This window comes from Thiocapsa sp., assembly GCF_018399035.1.
Taxonomy (GTDB): domain Bacteria; phylum Pseudomonadota; class Gammaproteobacteria; order Chromatiales; family Chromatiaceae; genus Thiocapsa.
This window is the reverse complement of sequence record NZ_CP073760.1, coordinates 3766295-3785028: the sequence shown is the minus strand read 5'-3', so window position 1 is coordinate 3785028 and position 18734 is coordinate 3766295. Positions and strand designations below refer to the sequence as shown.

The following is an 18734-nucleotide window of genomic DNA, read 5'->3' as shown; positions in this document are numbered from 1 at the left end:
CCGATCGGGCATCGTGCATGACCTTGCCCTTGCCACGGTCGGCGGCTCGAAGACCGGACCCATCTCCCCCATGTGTCGGCCATGGATGTCTTCAGCCCCGCCACCCGCCGCTGGTTCGCGCACAACTTCGATGCACCGACCGAGGTTCAGGTCCGGGGCTGGGCGGTGATTGCGTCGGGTCGGCACGCCTTGATCACGGCCCCGACCGGCAGCGGCAAGACGCTTGCGGCCTTCCTCTGGGCGATCGATCGGCTCATGCAGGGCGAGCCGATCGCCGATGCCGAGGCCGAGGCCGCCCCCGCCGGTATCCAGGTGCTCTACGTCTCGCCGCTCAAGGCACTGGTCTACGACATCGAGCGCAACCTGCGCGCCCCGCTCGCCGGAATCGCGCGTGCCGCGGAGGCGATGGGCGTGCCGGTGCGCCTGCCGCGGGTCGGCATCCGCACCGGCGATACCCCGGCGAAGGAGCGGCAGCAGCAGCTCAAGGAGCCGCCCGAAATCCTGGTGACCACGCCCGAATCGCTGTACCTGCTGCTCGGCTCCAAGGCGGCGGCCAACCTCGTCGGGGTTCATACGCTCATCATCGACGAGGTGCACGCACTCGCGCCGACCAAGCGGGGCGCCCATCTGGCTCTGTCGCTGGAGCGTCTGGCCGAACGCTGCGCGGGCGATCCGCAACGCATCGGGCTCTCGGCGACCGTCCGCCCGCTGGCCGAGGCCGCGCTCTATCTCGGAGGCGATCGACCGGTCGAGATCGTCGACGCCGCCGCCCCGCCGAATCTCGATCTGCGCGTTCAGGTGCCGGTGCCCGACATGGAGCGCCCGCCCGTGGGCGTCGCCCCGAAGCTCGAAGGCGGCTCCATCCTCGGCGAGCTCTATCGCCAAGCACGGCCCCAAGCGCCCGCCGAAAAGGGCCTGTGGTCGGCCATCCATCCGGCTATTCTCGCCGAGATTCGGGCGCATCGCTCGACGATCGTCTTCGTCAACAGCCGCGGGCTCTGCGAGCGGCTCTGCCAGAGGTTGAACGCGTTGGCAGAGGTCGACCTGGATCCGGACGTTTTGGCCAATAAGGACAGGCCCGAGCTGGTCCGTGCCCACCACGGCAGCGTCAGTCTCGAGCAGCGGACCCAAATCGAGGAAGGGCTCAAGCGCGGCGATCTCAAGGCCATCGTCGCCACCAGCTCGCTCGAGATGGGCATCGACATGGGCGGCGTCGATCAGGTCCTGCTGGTCGAGTCGCCCGGCTCGGTGGCGCGCGGGTTACAGCGGGTCGGACGCGCCGGGCACGGGGTCGGGCAGGTCAGCACCGGGCGCATCTTTCCGAAGTTTCGCGGCGATCTGCTGGAATGTGCAGTCATCGGTGCGCGGATGCTCGCCGGTGAGCTGGAGCCCTTCCGGATGCCACGCAACGCACTCGACGTGCTGGCCCAGCAGATCGCGGCGCACTGTGTCGAGACCGAGCGACAGGTCGTCGACGTCCATCGTCTGGTGACACGCGCCGGTCCCTATCGCGAGCTGTCGCGCTCGGCGCTGGAGGCGGTGCTGGATATGCTCTCGGGCCGCTATCCGTCGAGCGATTTTGCCGACATCAAGCCCCTCCTGGTGTGGGATCGCTCCGCGGATACGCTTGGCGTGCGCAAGGGCACGGCCATGATCACCCGCCTGAACGCCGGCACCATCCCGGATCGCGGCAACTATGCGGTGCATCTCGGCGAGGAAGGGCCGCGGATCGGCGAGCTGGACGAGGAAATGGTCTTCGAGACCAAGGCGGGCGACTGCGTCCTGCTCGGCGCCTCGACCTGGCGTGTCGAGGCGATCACGCGCGACCGCGTCCTGGTCTCGCCGGCACCCGGCGAGCCCGGCAAGCTGCCCTTCTGGCGCGGCGACGGTCCGGGGCGGCCGGTCGAGCTGGGTCGGGCGGTCGGTGCCTTCACGCGAGCGGTCGCAGCCATCCCCGCGGAGCGCGCCGCCGCTTGGATTCGGGAGCAGACCCCGCTGGACGCACTCGCGGCGGCGAACCTGGCCACCTACATCCAGGATCAGCGCACCGCGACCGGCCAGGTGCCGAGCGACCGCACCATCCTCATCGAGCGCTTTCGAGACGAGCTGGGCGACTGGCGCATCTGCATCCTCACCCCGTTCGGCGCCCGTATCCATGCCCCCTGGGCCATGGCCCTGCAATGGCATCCGGGGCGCCGCGAGGGTTTCGAGATCCAGGTCATGTACACCGACGACGGCATCGTGCTGCGCTTCGCGGACGGCGAGGCGCTGCCGGAGCTGACCGACCTCCTGCCCGCACCCGACGAGCTGGAGGGCCGGGTCACCGAGCAGCTCGCCGACACCGCGCTCTTCGCCTCGCTCTTCCGCGAGAACGCCGCCCGTGCGCTCCTCCTGCCGCGCCGCTCGGCCAAGGGCCGCCAGCCGCTCTGGGCGCAGCGGCTCAAGGCGCAGAATCTGCTCGCGGTGGTTCGCCGCTATCCGGCCTTTCCGATCCTGCTCGAGACCTATCGACAGGCGCTCGGCGATGTCTTCGATCTCGCCGGTCTGAAAGACGTCTTGACCGGCATCCGCGACCGCTCGATCCGGGTCCACGAGGTCGAGACCCGCAGTGCCTCGCCCTTCGCGCGCTCGCTGGTCTTCGCCTATGTGGCCGCCTACATCTACGAGCAGGACGCCCCGCTGGCCGAGCGGCGTGCCCAGGCGCTCACGCTGGATCGCGGTCTCCTCGCCGAGCTGCTGGGTCAGGCGGAGCTGCGCGAGCTGATCGATCCGGCCGTGCTCGATGACCTGGAGCGCGAGCTTCAGCACACCGCCGAGGGGCGCAAGGCGCGCGATGCCGACGAGCTGCATGACCTGCTGCGACGACTCGGCGATCTTTCCTCCTCGGAGCTGGACGAGCGTTCCGAGGGCGATCCCGCGCCGTGGCTCGCCACCTTGGCCGAGCAGCGCCGAGCGGTCGTGCTGCGGTTCATGGACGGACCCCGCTGGATCGCGGCCGAGGACGCCGGTCTCTATCGCGACGCCTTGGGTCTGGTGCCGCCGCCCGGTCTGCCCGACGCCTTTCTGGTGTCGACGGATACGCCGCTGGAGCATCTCCTGCACCGCTATGCCCGCACGCACGGCCCATTCCCGACACGCGACCCCGCCGCACGCTACGGTCTGATGGCGACCCGGCTCGAACCCGTCCTGCGTCTGTTGGAGGCGCGCGACGCGCTGATCCGCGGCGAGATCAGACCGCTCGGCAGCGAGCCTGAATGGTGCGACCCAGAGGTCCTGCGCCGATTGCGCCGCCGCACCCTGGCCAAGGCGCGCGATGCGGTCGCCCCGGTCGATGCGGCGACCCTCGGGCGATTCCTGCCCGCCTGGCACGGGATCGGCGAGGACATCAAGGGGCCGGATCGTCTGATGGAAGCGCTGCTCCAGCTCGAAGGTCTGACGGTGACCTGGTCCCAGCTCGATCGTGTGCTTCTTCCTGCCCGGGTGCCGGGCTACCGCTCGGAGGATCTGGACATGCTCGCGGCCACCGGGCAGATCGTCTGGGTCGGACGCGGTGCGGCCGGCCCGAAAGACGGGCGCATCGCGCTCTATCGGCGGGGAGTACCGAGCTGGGTGTCTCCGATGAAGAGCCGAGTCGGCCGGATCAGCCAAACGCACCCACCGACGCATCTTCGGCGCCGGTCGCGGCTGCGCCAACGCGCGACGCCGCCGCAGATCTGCCCGACGTCCGCCCGATCCTGCTCGACCACCTGCGCACCCGCGGGGCCTCCTTCCTGATGGAGCTGATGCAGGCCCTCGAGCGCGCCGGGTTGAAGCTCGGCAAGGACGCCTTCGAGTCCGCGCTCTGGGATCTGGTCTGGTCCGGCGAGATCACCAACGACACCTTCTCGCCCCTGCGTGCGCTCGGCGGCACGCGCGCACCCAAGCGCGGTCGCGGAACCGTCTTGGCCGGCGGGCGCTGGTCACGCGTGGCGGATCTGCGCATCGAGGCGAGCGACACCGAGCGCCTGCTCGCCCGCGCCCGCATCCTGCTCGAACGCTACGGCGTGGTCAGCCGAGAGGCGGTGCAGGCCGAGGGCATGCCGGGAGGCTTCGGTCCGCTTTACCGGGTCTTCAAACAGATGGAGGAGAGCGGGCAGGTCCGCCGAGGGTATTTCGTCGAGGGGCTCTCCGGCGCCCAGTTCGCCCTGAACGGCGCAATCGATCGGCTGCGCAGCGCCCGGGTCGAGGAGACCCCGATCGAGGGTTTCGGCGCCGACGTGGTCCGGATCCTCGCCGCGATCGACCCGGCGAATCCCTACGGCGCGCTCCTGTCCTGGCCTGAGCCCGGCGGCGGTCCGCCACCCAAACGCATCAACGGTGCTTACGTGATCTTGGTGGCGGGCAAACCGGTGCTCTATCTCGGGTCGGCCGGGCGCCAATTGACGCGTTTTCCCGGCTCGATCAGCGAAGAAGGCGGCGAGTTGGCGCTCGCGCTCGCCGCCCTGCATCGCCTCCCGCAGCGCGGGCGCAAACGCCTTGCCATCCAACAGATCGACGGACTCCCGGCGCTCGAGTCGCCGCTACGCGAGGCCCTCCTGCGTGCCGGATTCGAGTCTGACTATGACGCACTCGTCCCGCACCGTGGCTACACCACCGGCGTCGCGGCTGTTTCCCGTCCCATGGGCTGAGACTTTCGTGATCCCACAGAGATCCGGGGCTCTGATGTTGAGTTGGCGCCGGAGAGCGAGTTGGATGCCGCTTACCGCGACATGTCGACCGACTCGGCGCGCGAGCAGGACGCCGCGGCATAGGCGACTGCTTTCCGGGCTGACGGTTCTCGCAGGCGCTCGGACAACCAGCACCGCCTGCATCTCCGAGACGTATCGATCGGCGTTCAGCCCGAGCACTGCCAGGGCGCAGCACGCCTTCACCGATCGGCATGACGCCTCGGACATCGGCCGCATCTGGTGCAGGCCCGTCGAGCTTGCCGGGGTCCCGCATCTTTCACGACCGCGCCGCCCTGGCCCAGGCCCACGCGGTAAAAAGACCGCGCTTGCATCGATATCTTTGCAGACACTGTTACCCAAGTCGGCAGCGCTGCCTGATCGAAGCGATCACTTGGTCAAGTCCCGCAGATCGCGCATCGGCGAGCGAAAGCCCTGCTCGATCATCTGCGCGAGCCGCCGTACACCTCCATCGCCATGGCGAGCGAGCCGAACAGCCGCCGCAGGATGTCAAGTTGCCCATGGCGACTCCGAACCCTGCGGGTCTTGCTGCGGTGTAGGTGGCAAGCTTAGCCCCTCGCACGGCCTTGGTTAAGAGCCGCGGACGCGCCATCGCAGTTCGTTGAGTCTGGATGCGGATCGTCCCGGAGCCTTGTCCGCAACGGACATGCACGCTGTCGCTCGGGCAATCCGTGTCCAACTCGGTTTGTGGACGGCAAAGGCGACTGAGCTCTGGGCTGTCGGTCCTTCCGCGTGCTCGGCCCGCCATAACCGCCGGCATCTTCGACGCATACCGATCGGCGATTAGCCCGCGGAGCAGTTGCAGCACTCCGCCCCCGACCTCAATGACCCTAAAAAGAACAGTTACACCTTGCCTCGAGTGATCCAAGCGGCTGAAATATCGCCGCTAGGAGGCCCCCATGAGCAAAACCGGGACTTCATCGCCGTTGCCGCGTTCAGTCAAGAAATGGTCGTCGGCGGACTTGCCGCGTACGTCTTGAACAAGTTCGAGCAGGCGCGCACGGAGGTCTACATCTACGACCTCGCAGTCGAAGAAGGCTTTCGACGTCGGGGAATCGCCACGGCACTGATCAGGCAGCTTCAGCTGGAGGGCGACGAGCGAGGAGCTCACGCGGTCTTTGTGCAGGCAGACGACGAGGACGAGCCGGCTGTCGCCTTGTACTCGAAGCCGGGGATCCGGGAAGAGGTACTGCACTTCGACCTCAAGGCCGCCGACCGCCCTGCCTAACACGGAGGGGAAGGGTGCGTATTGACTCCTGCGCCTTCGAGAGCCCTGTGCATGACCCGATCGACATCAACCTCCTCTACGACGCACTCGTCCCGCACCGTGGCGACACCACCGGCATCGGCCGAGACCCGAATGCCGTCGCCTGTACGGGACCTCGCCGCTGGCGGCCTTGCTCGTCACTCCGGCCATCTTGACACGTGGCGCAGAGCGCCACGGGGCATGCGTGACACCGCAGAGCGGGTGTCACGAGCGACTGATGTTTGGGTCGCCGGTCTTACGAGCGAGGCCCCGCTGACGCACGGACGTCATTTCTTCCCGTAGGTCTGGTCGTGGTCCGGTGAAATTGTCAGGAAACGCATGAACTCGCCATCCCGGTAGGCCGTCGCTCGACGCGACCGAGTCACTCTGAGCGAATAGACGGCAGGCACGCCGGATGGTGGACGGACGCTCACGATCTTTTCCCATTGTAGGCCGGCGTCACGGTAGACCTGGTTCCAGGTCAGCTTGCGTATCTTGTCCAGGGTATCGAGCACCGCCAACCGATCGGGCTTTTGCAGGTTCAACAGATTGTCGAGAAAGACGGGGTTATTGAGGTCGAGCCGAACATTGACCTCGCGTTCAGCCATCATTCCTGATCTCGCTCAACACCGCGTCTAAGTTGGTGTCGTCGGGTGCATTGGCCTCTGCCCACGCCAGCGCGCTTTCGATGTCGGCAGATGCCTGCGGTCGGTGGGCCCAACGTTCGTTGTCGGGGATCACCGTGACGGTTCGGACCAGCCAGACGCCGGGTTCTTGTTCCTCTACAAGTACTTGCCTCCCGGCAAACTGCTTGCCGAGAGAGATCTGCCCATTCGCACCGATGAGCTTGAGGCTCGCTTGAGTCGCCGATGTCCGCATGGTGAATTCCTAACGCACGATTGCACGATTGCACTCTAGCACGAAAATAGGTCGGTTCAGTTCTTGGCCTACCGGAACCGCCCGCATCTCCGACCCGAGCGACACCCGGCCATAGCCTCAAGATCCCCTACTATGTCGTCTACAGTCGGCACACGGGCGAGCTTCAAGCCTTTTGGGCGGGTGTCCTCGCGATATCGACCGATCGTCCTGCTGGAGGATCGGCTGTGGCTGCCCGAGGCCGGCATCGGTCTGGGGCTGTGGGAAGGGCGTTTTGCCGGTTGCGAGGGACGCTGGTTCTGGCCTTCACGGCGCAGGCTGGCTCGTGATCTTCGACCGGCGCACCGGCCGACCGCCGATCGCCGATCGCACGAGCAGCGTCGAGATGGGCAGCCCGCAGGGCCGAAACATCCGCGTGGCGCGGGCTTAAATTATTAAAAAATAAATCATTTTAAACCGCGTCTCCGCCAAGGGTTGTGGATGCAGCAAACGTCGAGCTCGCTCGAAGACGAGCATCTCGCTCTGGACGCGGTTTAAAATTGCCGCATCCTGATGTTCAGCGTCTGGATCCGGTAGGCGATCTGGCGCGGTGTCATGTTGAGCAGTCGGGCGGCCTTGGCCTGGACCCAGCCGGCCTCTTCCAATGCGGCGATGACGCGCTCGCGCTCGTCGAGGTCGGGGTCGTTGAAATCGATCGTGGATGTCTTCGCGGGCGTGCTCGGAAGCGGCTCGCTTGCGAGCGCGGCCACGTTCAGGCCGGTCAGCTCGATGACGTCGCGGTCGATGATTCCCTGCTCGCTCATGACCGCGGCGCGCTCCATGCAGTTCTCGAGCTCGCGGACATTGCCGGGCCAGTCATGCCGCATCAGGATGCGCAGGGCGCTGTCGGTGATCGAAAGCGCGCGCCCCTGCATGCGCGAGACCTTGTCCACGAGAAAGCGGGCGAGGTCGGGGATGTCCTCGATGCGCTCGCGCAGCGCGGGCATGCGGATGGGCATGACGTTCAAGCGGTAGTAAAGATCCTCGCGGAAGTCGCCGGCGCGCACCTCGGCCTCGAGGTCGCGATTGGTGGCCGCGATGACCCGCACATCGACCTTGAGCGTGCGACCGCCGCCGACCCGCTCGAACTCGCCCTCCTGCAATACACGCAACAGCTTGGCCTGGAAGGCGGGCGTGATCTCGCCGATCTCGTCGAGAAAGAGGGTGCCGCCGTCCGCCTGCTCGAAACGGCCCTTGCGCTGGCTGATGGCGCCGGTGAAGGCGCCCTTCTCGTGACCGAAGAGCTCGGATTCCAGCAGATTGTCCGGCAGGGCCGCGCAGTTGAGCTTGATGAAGGCGGCGCGGGCGCGCGGCGAGTTGTAATGGATGGCGTTGGCGATCAACTCCTTGCCGGTGCCTGATTCACCCCGAATCAGGACGGTCGTGTTCCATTTCGCGACTTGGCGCACCTGATCGAAGACCAGGCGCATGGCGTCCGTGTGTCCGATGATGCTGTCGAAGCCGTGGGTGCCTTTGACCTCGCGTCGGAGCTTGTCGCGCTCCTCGCGCAAGGCTTGCTGCTCGGCCTCGACGGTGCGGGCAAGACGGACCGCTTGGCCGATCAGATTGGCGACCATCTCCAGAAAGCGCGCACGCTCTTCGAGCAGCCCGTCGGCCACGGGAGGCTGCGCCGCGAAGACGCCGATTGCACCGCCTTCGCCGAGTCGGATCGGGACACCGATGAAGGGCAGGTCCGGATCGTAGAGACTGAGTCGATCGAGGAAGCGCGGCTCGTCGCCGATGCGCGGCACGATCCAAGGCCGATTCCGGGAGAGGATGCTGCCGATCACGCCCTCGCCGGGCTGATAGGCGATGCGGTCGGTCGCGTGGGGGTCGTCGGTGTGCAGCGCGCGGATCAAGAGCTCGCCGCGATCCTCGCTCAGCAGACTGACCATCCCGTGTTGGAGGCGCCCTCGCTCGTGCAGGACGCCGAGCACCTCGCTCAGGGTCTGGCGCAGATCGAGCGAACGGCTGAGCACCGAGCTCACCTCGAAGAGTGCGCCCAGTTGAGATTCGAGCAGATCCAACCGGCAGGCCTGCTCGGCGCTGCCGGGGACGGGAGAGTCGGCATTCATGAGGGTTCGTGCAAGCTCAGTCGTCGTCGGGGACGGCGGTCAGTGACAGGCGAATGCGGCAGCCATCGGTCATCTTCGGGTCGACCTCGATACTGCCTCCGTGGGCGTTGACGATCTCTTGACTGAGTGCGAGACCCATACCGGCCTTGCCGCGACGGTTGCGCCAGCCGATATAGAAGGGCTCGAACACGCGATAGCGGTCCTCGGTCGGGATCCCGGGGCCGTTGTCTTCGATCTCGACCTCGACGGCCTCGTCGACTCGGCGGGTGGTCAGGCGCAGCTCGCGTTGCGCGCGGTTGGTTTCGCAGAGCGCCTGAATGGCATTGTCGATCAGGTGCTTGAACAAGGCGCGCAGCTGGTTCTTATGGCCCGCCAGCTCGGGCAGGACATGCGCCGGGCGCCAGTCGACCACGATTCCCGTGGCCAAGAGGCGGTCGGTCTCCAGCTCCAGGACCTGGCGCAGAAGCTCGTTGACGTTGACCATGACCCCGGCCTCGCGCGGCTCCTCGGGCAGTGCCGAGGTCAGGGTCGCGAGCGCTTTGGCGCCGGAAACGCTGATCTGGTCGAGCATCCCGGCGAGCGTGTCGACGTTGCCGGCACCGCCGCGCACCATGGCTGCGGCGGCATTGATGACGTTGAGCGGGACCTGGATCTGATAGATGGCCGCGGCGAGTGCCTCGCGCATCCCGTGCATCAGCTGTTGCTCGGCGAGCCTGGCGCGCAGGTTTTCCAGATGGGCGCGCTCGATCTCGCGCCGCCGTGCGGTGACCTCGGTTGCGAGCAGCAGCAGACGCCGGTCACCGGGGGCCTGGCGACCGAAATAGGTCCGAGCACTGGCGTCGCTCTCCTCGACCGGTGTCCCGGAGCAGGCGAACCAGCGAGGTCCCATCGAGCCGGGGATCTCGATGGCGACCTCGACATCCTTGAAACCGCGGCCCTCCAAACAGGCCGCAAAGGCATCCACGCCGAGTTGCTCGCTGACCGCCGCGCGCAGGACATCGGCCGGCTCCTTGCCGCGCAGATCCCCGAGCAGCTTTTTGTATTCCTGATTGTCCAGGATGATCCGACCCTTGCTGTCGAGCAGGACGACGATCACCGGGGCCGCATCCAGGACGGTCTCGATGCGGGCCTTCTGTTGACGCAGCGCCCCCTCGAGCTCGTGGACCTTGGTCGCGTCGCGATGCATCCCGAGGAAGTACTGAAGCTCCCCTTTGCGGTCCAGGACCGGGGAGATGATCAGCTCCGCCAGATAGTCGAGCCCCGCCTTCGTGCGGTTGACCAGGGTGCCGGTCCACGTCTCTTTGCGTTGGATGGTTCGCCACAGCTGCTGGTAGACGCTCAGGGGCGTCGCGTTGCTCGAGAGGATCGCCTCGTTTTGGCCCAGAACCTCCTCGCGGCTGTATCCCGTCAAGGCTTCGAAGGCATGATTCGCATAGAGGATCGCCGCCTTGTGGTCCGTGATGGAGATGGCCACGGGGGACTGCTCGACCGCTTCGAAAAAGAGTCGGGGAGGCAGCGGATCCAACGCATTGCCCCCCATCAGCGTCAGCGCCTCGACAACTTCGATCGGGGTCCCGTCGGGCGGCGAAGCCAAAAACTCGCCGAGCGCGTTGATGACGACCTGCTGGACGGTGCCCGGGGCTTCTCGGACCGGCACGGCGCTCTCCTGAATCCTGTTCGTGGCGTAACCCTAACGCAATTGTAATGCCATCGGCGATTAGGTGCGGGTCGCTCTAAGGGGCGATCCCGAGTCTGCTCGGACCGCGCAGCCTTTTCGACGGCGCAGCGCCTTCGTCGGAGGCCCCTGTCGATACCCCTGTCAGTTTTACGACATTTCCATGCGACTGCAATAGGGATTTCTGTTGTCACCGCGACAGCATGGCTCCGGAGGGATCACCCCCGGGCGGACACCGGACGCGCCCCGGGGATGTCGACTGTTCTGTGTCGCCCCCCTTCCTGGCGATGTCAATCCATTGATGACGTGACGATATTTCGGTGTCCTTCGCCTTCTCGAACGACATCCGATCGGTCCGGTGCGCGCGGCGCACTCGGCAGCTGGCACCGCATTTGCTGATGCCATGACATCAAGGTCGCGACGCAAGGGCGTTCAACCGATGGGCGAGTATGTGATGCTGATTCTCGGCACCGCGTTGGTCAACAACGTGGTGCTGGTCAAGTTCTTGGGGCTCTGTCCCTTCATGGGCGTGTCGAACAAGCTCGACTCGGCCTTGGGGATGGGTCTGGCCACCACTTTCGTGCTGACCTTGGCTGCGGTCGCGAGCTGGCTGCTCGAATGGTTTGTGCTCCAGCCGCTGGATATCGGCTTCCTGCGCATCCTGACCTTCATCCTGGTGATCGCTGCGGTCGTGCAGTTCACCGAGATGGCCGTGCGCAAGCTCTCGCCGGCGCTCTACCAGGTCTTGGGCATCTTCCTCCCCCTGATCACCACCAACTGCGCCGTGCTGGGCGTGGCCCTGTTGAATGTTCAAGAGGAGCACGGATTCCTCCAAAGCGTCCTCTACGGATTCGGCTCGGCCCTCGGGTTCACCTTGGTGATGTTGCTGTTCGCCGGCATGCGCGAGCGACTGGCGCTGGCACAGGTCCCGGCAGCCTTCACCGGAACGCCGATCGCCTTTATCGCGGCCGGGCTCCTGTCGCTGGCCTTCATGGGCTTCGCCGGGCTGGCGTGAAACGCGTCCGGTGCGGCGAACAGGCATCTAAGGTGATCCAGACATCATCCTCGCTCTCTGACCTTGGAGAGACGCGTTTCAGTGATCGAATCTTAACCGAGAACACAGTGACATGATTGCCGCGATCTTCATCCTCACGACTCTGGGTTTGATCCTGGGCTGGCTCCTGGGCCTCGCTGCGCGCTATCTGAAGGTCGAGGGCAATCCGCTCGCCGAGCGGGTCGTCGAGCTGCTGCCCGGCTCCCAGTGCGGTCAATGCGGTTATCCGGGTTGTACGCCCGCGGCGGAGGCGATCGCTTCGGGCGCGGCCTCGGTGACCATCTGTCCGCCTGGCGGACGCGCCCTGGCGGAGGAGCTCGCGGGTGTGCTCGGCGTCAGCGTCGACCTGTCCGGCGTCACCGACAAGGCGCCGGCGATCGCGCACATCCACGAGAACCTCTGCATCGGCTGCTGCAAATGCTTCAAGCGCTGCCCGACCGACGCGATCATGGGGGCCAACAACATGATCCACAGCGTCTTCGCCGACGCCTGTACCGGTTGTGAGCTGTGCTTCGACGTCTGCCCGACCGAATGCATCGAGATGCGTCCGGTCACGGCGACCCTGCAGACCTGGTACTGGGCAAAGCCGAGCGTGCTGGCGGCTTGACGAGGGCCGAGGAGTTGTCGGGGTTCAGGGTTCAGGGTTCAGGGTTCAGGGGCGGTGTTCAGGAGCAGGGGCAACTTCCCCGTCACGCCTTAAAGATCGAGATGCAGAGGCAAGAAAGGCCCGACTATGAAACTCTTCAAGATCCGCGGAGGCGTGCATCCGCACGACAACAAGCACCTCGCGGCCGGTCAGGCGATCGAGGATCTGCCGATGCCGGCACTGCTGCACATCCCGCTGCAGCAGCACATCGGTGCGCCTGCCAAGCCGGCCGTGCGGCGTGGTCAGCAGGTGGCCAAGGGCGAGTTGCTTGCACTCAGCCAGGGCGCCATCTCGGCGCCGGTCCATGCGCCGACCTCGGGCCGGGTCATGGGGGTCGGCAGCTACCCGGCGCATCATGCCTCCGGGCTCTCGGTGCGGACCGTGACCCTGAAGCCCGATGGCGAGGATCGTTGGTCGGACGAGATTCAAGGCGTTCCCGACCCCTTTGCACTCGCACCCGAGGAGATCGCCGCGCGGGTCGCGGCTGCCGGCATTGTCGGAATGGGCGGGGCGACCTTCCCGTCCGCGGTGAAGCTGAACCTGCGTACCCGCTACCGTCTGCATACCCTGGTGATCAACGGGGCCGAATGCGAGCCCTATCTGACCTGCGACGACCGTCTCATGCGCGAGCATGCCGAGCAGGTCGTCGACGGGGTTCGCATCATGGCGCACGCCTTGGGGGTCGACCGGATCATCGTCGCGATCGAGAACAATAAACCCGAGGCACAGGCCGCGATGGCGCTGGCCGCCTCGATGGATGCGCGGATCCGCATCGCCCGCCTGCCGACGCGCTATCCGATGGGGTCCGAGAAGCATCTGGTGCAGGCACTGACGGGGCGCGAGACCCCGGCGCGCGGACTGACCGCAGACATCGGCGTGGTCGTGCACAACGGCGCCACCGCCTTCGCGGTCCACGAGGCGCTGCGCTCGGGTCGGCCGCTGGTCTCGCGCGTGGTGACCGTCAGCGGCGGCGCCGTCTCGCGACCGCGTAACCTGCGTGTGCCTCTCGGGGCGCGGGTGCAGGATCTGCTCGAGCACTGCGGCGGGTTCGCGGAGCAGCCTGCTCGGTTGATCAGTGGCGGTCCCATGATGGGCCAGCCGCTGCCGAGCACGCGTGTCCCCATGGTCAAGGGCAGCAACGGTGTGTTGGCGCTCACGACGGCCGAGGTTGCGCGGCACGAGCCCATGCCCTGTATCCGCTGCGCGACCTGCGTCCAGGCCTGTCCCTGCGGGCTGGTTCCGCTCGACATGGCCGCCCATACCCGCGCCGGGGATCTCGAGGGTGCCGTGAGCCTCGGGCTGATGGACTGCATCGGCTGCGGATCCTGTGCCTATGTCTGCCCGGCCCATATCCCGCTGGTGCAATATTTCAACTATGCCAAGGGCGAGATGGCCGCCCGTGGACGGGCCAAGCAGAAGATGACCGAGACCAAGCGTCTGGCCGAGCAGCGCTCCGCTCGGATGGAGGCGATCAAGCAGGCCAAACGCGAGGCGATGGCCAAGCGCAAGCGCGAGGCGGCGGCCAAAAAGGCCGCCGAGACAGCGGCAGCAGAGACCGCTGCCATGACATCCGGTGCGGCGGCCGAGCCGCCGGCCACGACGGCGGAGGCCTGAGATGCAGATCGAGATACCGGCCTCGAGCGCCGGCCCCTTTGCCCACGCCCGCACCAGCATTCAGCGCACCATGGCCCTGGTGATGCTGGCGCTCTTACCCGCGACCCTCTTCGGTTTCTGGCAGTTCGGTTGGCCGGCGATCTTCCTCTTCTTCGCCACGGTCGGGACCGCGCTCCTCGCCGAGTCGGCGTGTCTGAAGCTCGCCGGCAAGCCCCAGCGTCTCTATCTGCTCGACGGCTCGGCGTTGCTTGCCGGCTGGCTGCTCGCGGTGAGCCTGCCGCCCTGGGCACCTTGGTGGATCGGCGCAATCGGCGCGGTGATCGCCGTGGTGGTCGCCAAGCACGTCTTCGGCGGACTCGGTCAGAACCTCTTCAATCCGGCGATGGTGGCCCGGGTGGCCCTGTTGATCTCCTTTCCCCTGGAGATGACCAGCTATGTCCAGCCGATGCCGCTGTTCTCCGCCGACGCGCCGGGATTCCTGCAAAGCGTAGGGATCAGTCTCGGTCAACCGGGCTTCGATGCCGTCTCCGGTGCGACCCTCTTGAGCCATGTCCGGACCGAGCTCAGCCAAGGCATGAGTCTGTCCGAGATCATCCCCGGCATCGCCCACCTGGTCTCGGGCGCTGTCGGGACCATCGCCGGCAGCATGGGCGAGACCTCGGCCCTACTCATCTTGCTCGGCGGACTCTTCCTGCTCGCCAAACGTGTGATCACCTGGCACACGCCGGTGGCCATGATCGGCAGTCTCGCGATCCTCGCCACCCTGATGAATCTCTACGACCCCGAGCACTACGCCGGCGCCCTCTATCACATCGTCTCGGGCGCGACGCTGCTGGTGGCCTTCTTCATCGCCACGGACCCGGTGACATCGCCCGTGTCCAAGATGGGTCAGATCATCTTCGGGGCCAGCTGCGGCATCCTCGTCTATGTCATCCGGACCTGGGCCGGTTATCCGGAAGGTGTCGCCTTCGCCATCCTGCTCATGAACGCCTGCACCCCGATGATCGACCACTATATCCGGCCGCGCGTCTACGGCCGCGACCGCCGAGGCACGCCGATCGAATACGCCGACAACGCCGAGATGCGCAAATGACCACCGTCGCCCAACCCAGCTACCGAAAACGCATCGGCTACCAGGCGGGTCTGCTCGGGGGCTTCACCCTGATCGCCGCGGCCCTCCTGGTCATGGGCGATATCGCCACGCGCGACACCATCGCACTGCGCAAGGCCGAGGACCTCAAGGCGTCGCTCGCGCAGGTGATCCCGCCGACGATCCACGACAACGATCTGTTGGCCGATCCGCTCACGCTGGAAGGCCCTGACGGCGCCCCCCTCATCGTCTACCGCGCGCGGGAAGGGCTCCAGGTGACGGGTGTCGCCTATCGGATCAGCGGTGTCGGCTATGCGGGAACGATCGAGCTGCTGCTCGGGCTCGACGCCAACGGGACCGTCCTGGGGACACGCGTCCTCTCGCATGCGGAGACGCCTGGCCTCGGGGACAAGATGGATGTCGCCAAAGGGGACTGGATTCTGGTCTTCGACGGCCTGAGTCTCGGCAATCCGCCGGCGGAGCGCTGGGCGGTGAAGAAGGACGGCGGCGACTTCGACCAGTTTACCGGGGCCACCATCACGCCGCGGGCGATCCTCGGGGCACTCCGTGGGGGACTGGAGTTTTTCGCCTCGCACCGCGACACCCTGACCGCCTCCGCGGTCGTTCAGGTCGACACGCCGGATGCGGCGCGCACCCAAGCACCTGTGCGGCAGCCCTGAGTCGGGCGTCGCAACGCAGAGATCTTTTCGGGACAGATTGTATCGAGGCGATATGAGCACAGCGACAGCCACGGCGAAAGCCGCACCCACAGGCGAGAAGAACCGAACCCGATGGGGCCGAATCGCGCGCGACGGCTTCTGGGACAACAACGTGGTCTTCGCCCAGTCGCTCGCCCTCTGCCCGCTGCTTGCCGTGACGGGCACGGCGACCAACGGGCTCGGGATGGGGCTCGCGACCACCGCGGTGATGGTGGCCTCCGGGCTGATCATCTCCACGTTGCGCGGCCTGATCACCCCAGAGGTGCGGATCCCGGTCTTCGTGCTGATCATCGCCGTCCTGGTGACCCTGGTGGATCTGGGGCTCAACGCCTGGCTGCATGATCTGCACAAGGTTTTGGGTCTCTTTATCCCCCTGATCGTGACCAACTGCGCGATCCTGGGCCGGGCCGAGTCCTTCGCCTCGCGCAATCCAACGATGCCGGCGGCCTTCGACGGGCTGATGATGGGCGTGGGTTTTACCTTCGTCCTGGTCGTGCTGGGTGCGATCCGCGAGATCATCGGCAGCGGGACCCTGTTCGCCAACGCCGAGCTGCTGCTCGGCGAAGGGATGGCCTTTCTGGAGCTGACCCTGATTCCGGAGTACCGCGGCTTTCTGCTTGCGGTCTTGCCGCCGGGCGGATTTCTGGCGCTCGGTTTCATGCTCGCCGGCAAGCGTCTGATCGACGCCCGCGTCGCGGCGATCAAGCGACGCACAGCGCCCGCCGGCGCGGTCGCCTGAGCCGTTTCCGAACCTCCGTCTGACTCATCGAGGATCCGATCCATGCATGTCGGTGTCGCCTACGCGGACAAGTTCAAGCAGACGTGGCTGAAACTCGATGTCCCGGACGGGAGCACCGCCCGCGATGCGATCGAGCGCTCGGGCCTGCTGGATCAATTTCCGGAGATCGATCTGAACGCGAACAAGGTCGGCATCTTCGGCCGGCTGATCAAGCTCGAGACCCGTCTGACCGACGGTGATCGGGTGGAGATCTACCGGCCGATTACCGCGGACCCGGAGACCGTCGAACGACGTGATCAGGTCGGCGAGGACGATGCCGACTAAACACTGGTAGAGCGGGCGGCTCGAGGCGGCCCGTCGTCCTGGTTTGATTCGGTGTCCGCCATCTCGTAGCATCAGAGACAGTTTCTCGCGCCGTCCGCCACCATCGGGCGGCAGTATGGGTTCAACGCAGAGGCGCGCGATGTTGTCTGGGCTGACACACTGGATCGAACAGCGACCGGCGCTGCATCGCGTCGCCTTGCGTCTGTGGCGCATCTTTCCGCCGCGACTGGCCGGCCTGCTCAAGCGTTTCATGGCCCGCGACTGGATCGTCGGGGCGGTCGGCGTTTTGGTCGATACGAGCCGATCGCCGTCCGAGGTTCTCCTGATCGAGCACAGTTACCGCCGCCGCGGTGCCTGGGGCCTGCCGGGCGGATCCTTGGAATCCATGCCGCAGCGTCCGCGCGACGCTACTGACGCCGGGCTGCCGGATGACGTGCTCGAGCGCACCATGGAACGCGAGATCGTCGAGGAGCTCGGCATCGGCGTGACCGGGATCCGCTTGCTGCGTGTCGATGCGATGCCGTTCGTGGAGGAGGAGCCGGGGTCGAATCGGCTCGATTTCTATTTCGTCTGCCAGCCCGCCATGGGCTTCGAGGCGCTGCGCCGGCAGATCGATTCGGGGGCCTTTGTTGCCCGTTCCCCCGAGGTGACGAGCGCCCGGCTGGTGCCCCTGACCGAGCTCGAGCGCTACGACATCTACTCCCCGCACGCCCGCCTCCTCCGGATCGATCTGCCGCGGTTGCGTCCCGAGCTTGCCGTGTGAGAATGCCGTTTGCTTGGCGCAACGCGGTGGCCCGGCGCGACCAGGTCGCCCTCAGCCTGCAAGCTCCCGATACAGGGCCAGATACTGATCCAGGATCGCATCGCGACTGAAGTCGCGCTGCACCCGCGCATGGCCGCGCTCGGCCAGGCCGGACATGAGCGTCGAGTCGGACAAGACCTCGCGAATCCCCTCGGCGAGCCCGGCCGCATCCGCGCAAGGCACGGTCCATCCGTCCTCGCCATGCCGCACGATCTCCCGCGCCCCGCGAAAGTTGGCCGTCACCAGAGGCTTGCGCCAGGCCCATGCCTCCAGGATGACATTGCCCATCGGCTCCTCGTCCAAGGACGGGAAGACGACGAGATCCGCCATCTGCAGATAGGGCGAGGGATCCTTTTGCCCGCCGGTCCAGAGGATGCGCTTCTCCTGCCTGACCTCGATCGCCTGGCGATTCAGCTCAAGCCCCAAGGGTCCGTCGCCGACGATGATCAGACGCAACGGTCGTCCGTCGATCGTCTCCGGGAGTCGAGCCATGGCATCGACGAGGTGCCGATGTCCCTTGAAGCCGACCAGCCTTCCCAACGTGACCATCACCAGTGCCTCGTCCGGGACGCCATGCCGAGCGCGCAGCTCGGTCACCCGCTCCGGCGCCACCGGATGCACCGGCTCGGCGAAGTTGTAGATGTGATGGACGCGATCCGCCGGCAGGCCGTTTAGGACCATCCAATCGCAGAGCTGCTTCGTGTTGCCGATCCAGCCGTGGGCGTGGCGAAAAGGACCGAGCGCGTAATAGCCGCCCAGCCGAGCGAGATGGATTGGCCCTTTCGGTAGGCTCCGGTGTGTCAGCCGTGTCGCCCGCCCCATGTAGGTCTGGACGATGTCCGGTCGGACCCGAGCGATGGTGCGCGAGACGGCATCGCGCGAGAGCGGATCCCAGGTGGTGAGAAAGGGCAGGCGATGGACCTGGAGCGACCCGTAGGCGAGATCGTCGAGACCGCTGCCTCGGCGGATCGCCAGGTCGACCGGGGCTCCGCGCTCGGCAAGTGCAAGGCTGAAGCGGATCGCCCAGCGCTCGGCACCGCCGAGGGCCTTGCTGGCGACCATTTGGAGACTGGATGGGTCTGACATAAAGGGCTGGAGTCGTTGGTCAAGT

Annotated in this window: 13 protein-coding genes and 2 pseudogenes; 10 read left to right on the top strand and 5 right to left on the bottom strand. The window is 66.4% G+C overall.

What is annotated here, in order from left to right; translation table 11 throughout:
- The first annotated feature begins 81 nt into the window (after positions 1-81).
- Together KFB96_RS17195 and KFB96_RS17190 are read left to right on the top strand one after the other, a co-directional pair.
- A pseudogene (locus KFB96_RS17195) lies at positions 82-4667 on the top strand (DEAD/DEAH box helicase).
- 964 nt (positions 4668-5631) lie between these two features.
- A pseudogene (locus KFB96_RS17190) lies at positions 5632-5952 on the top strand (GNAT family N-acetyltransferase); the annotation flags it as partial.
- 305 nt (positions 5953-6257) lie between these two features.
- Here the strand turns inward: KFB96_RS17190 and KFB96_RS17185 are convergent.
- From KFB96_RS17185 to nifL, 4 genes are all read right to left on the bottom strand, one after another.
- Positions 6258-6581: a hypothetical protein gene (locus KFB96_RS17185; protein ID WP_213457090.1), complete on the bottom strand. Its 324-nt coding sequence runs from the start codon at positions 6579-6581 to the stop codon at positions 6258-6260.
- A complete protein-coding gene (locus KFB96_RS17180) occupies positions 6571-6849 on the bottom strand; it encodes a hypothetical protein (protein WP_213457092.1) in 279 nt (92 codons plus the stop codon). Before KFB96_RS17180 ends, KFB96_RS17185 begins: the two co-directional genes overlap by 11 nt.
- 530 nt (positions 6850-7379) lie before the next feature.
- Positions 7380-8960, bottom strand: a complete 1581-nt coding sequence (gene nifA, locus KFB96_RS17175) for a nif-specific transcriptional activator NifA (RefSeq protein ID WP_213457094.1) — start codon at positions 8958-8960, stop codon at positions 7380-7382.
- A 16-nt stretch (positions 8961-8976) separates the two neighbouring features.
- Entirely contained in the window at positions 8977-10617 is a 1641-nt protein-coding gene (nifL, locus tag KFB96_RS17170; RefSeq protein WP_213457096.1) for a nitrogen fixation negative regulator NifL, read from the bottom strand.
- 457 nt (positions 10618-11074) lie between these two features.
- Between nifL and rsxA the strand changes: the two genes are divergently transcribed.
- The 8 genes from rsxA to KFB96_RS17130 all read left to right on the top strand — a co-directional run bounded on the left by rsxA (position 11075) and on the right by KFB96_RS17130 (position 17584).
- Positions 11075-11650 carry an electron transport complex subunit RsxA gene (rsxA, locus tag KFB96_RS17165; RefSeq protein ID WP_213458194.1) on the top strand — a complete coding sequence of 192 codons (576 nt, stop codon included), beginning with the start codon at positions 11075-11077 and terminating at the stop codon, positions 11648-11650.
- Between the two features lie 112 nt (positions 11651-11762).
- Entirely contained in the window at positions 11763-12296 is a 534-nt protein-coding gene (gene rsxB, locus KFB96_RS17160; RefSeq protein ID WP_213457098.1) for an electron transport complex subunit RsxB, read from the top strand.
- Positions 12297-12422: 126 nt separating this feature from the next.
- A complete protein-coding gene (gene rsxC / locus KFB96_RS17155) occupies positions 12423-13949 on the top strand; it encodes an electron transport complex subunit RsxC (RefSeq protein WP_213457100.1) in 1527 nt (508 codons plus the stop codon).
- A gap of 1 nt (position 13950) precedes the next feature.
- Entirely contained in the window at positions 13951-15042 is a 1092-nt protein-coding gene (locus KFB96_RS17150; protein WP_213457102.1) for an RnfABCDGE type electron transport complex subunit D, read from the top strand.
- Positions 15039-15719, top strand: coding sequence for an RnfABCDGE type electron transport complex subunit G (locus tag KFB96_RS17145; protein WP_213457104.1), 681 nt, complete (start codon positions 15039-15041; stop codon positions 15717-15719). The genes KFB96_RS17150 and KFB96_RS17145 overlap by 4 nt, the downstream gene beginning before the upstream one ends.
- Before the next feature lie 52 nt (positions 15720-15771).
- Positions 15772-16497: an electron transport complex subunit E gene (locus KFB96_RS17140; protein ID WP_300970422.1), complete on the top strand. Its 726-nt coding sequence runs from the start codon at positions 15772-15774 to the stop codon at positions 16495-16497.
- 42 nt (positions 16498-16539) lie between these two features.
- A complete protein-coding gene (locus tag KFB96_RS17135) occupies positions 16540-16821 on the top strand; it encodes an RnfH family protein (protein ID WP_213457105.1) in 282 nt (93 codons plus the stop codon).
- 139 nt (positions 16822-16960) lie between these two features.
- Positions 16961-17584, top strand: a complete 624-nt coding sequence (locus tag KFB96_RS17130; RefSeq protein WP_213457107.1) for an NUDIX hydrolase — start codon at positions 16961-16963, stop codon at positions 17582-17584.
- A gap of 51 nt (positions 17585-17635) precedes the next feature.
- Here the strand turns inward: KFB96_RS17130 and KFB96_RS17125 are convergent, their stop codons facing one another.
- Entirely contained in the window at positions 17636-18709 is a 1074-nt protein-coding gene (locus KFB96_RS17125) for a glycosyltransferase (protein ID WP_213457109.1), read from the bottom strand.
- Between the last annotated feature and the right edge of the window lie 25 nt (positions 18710-18734).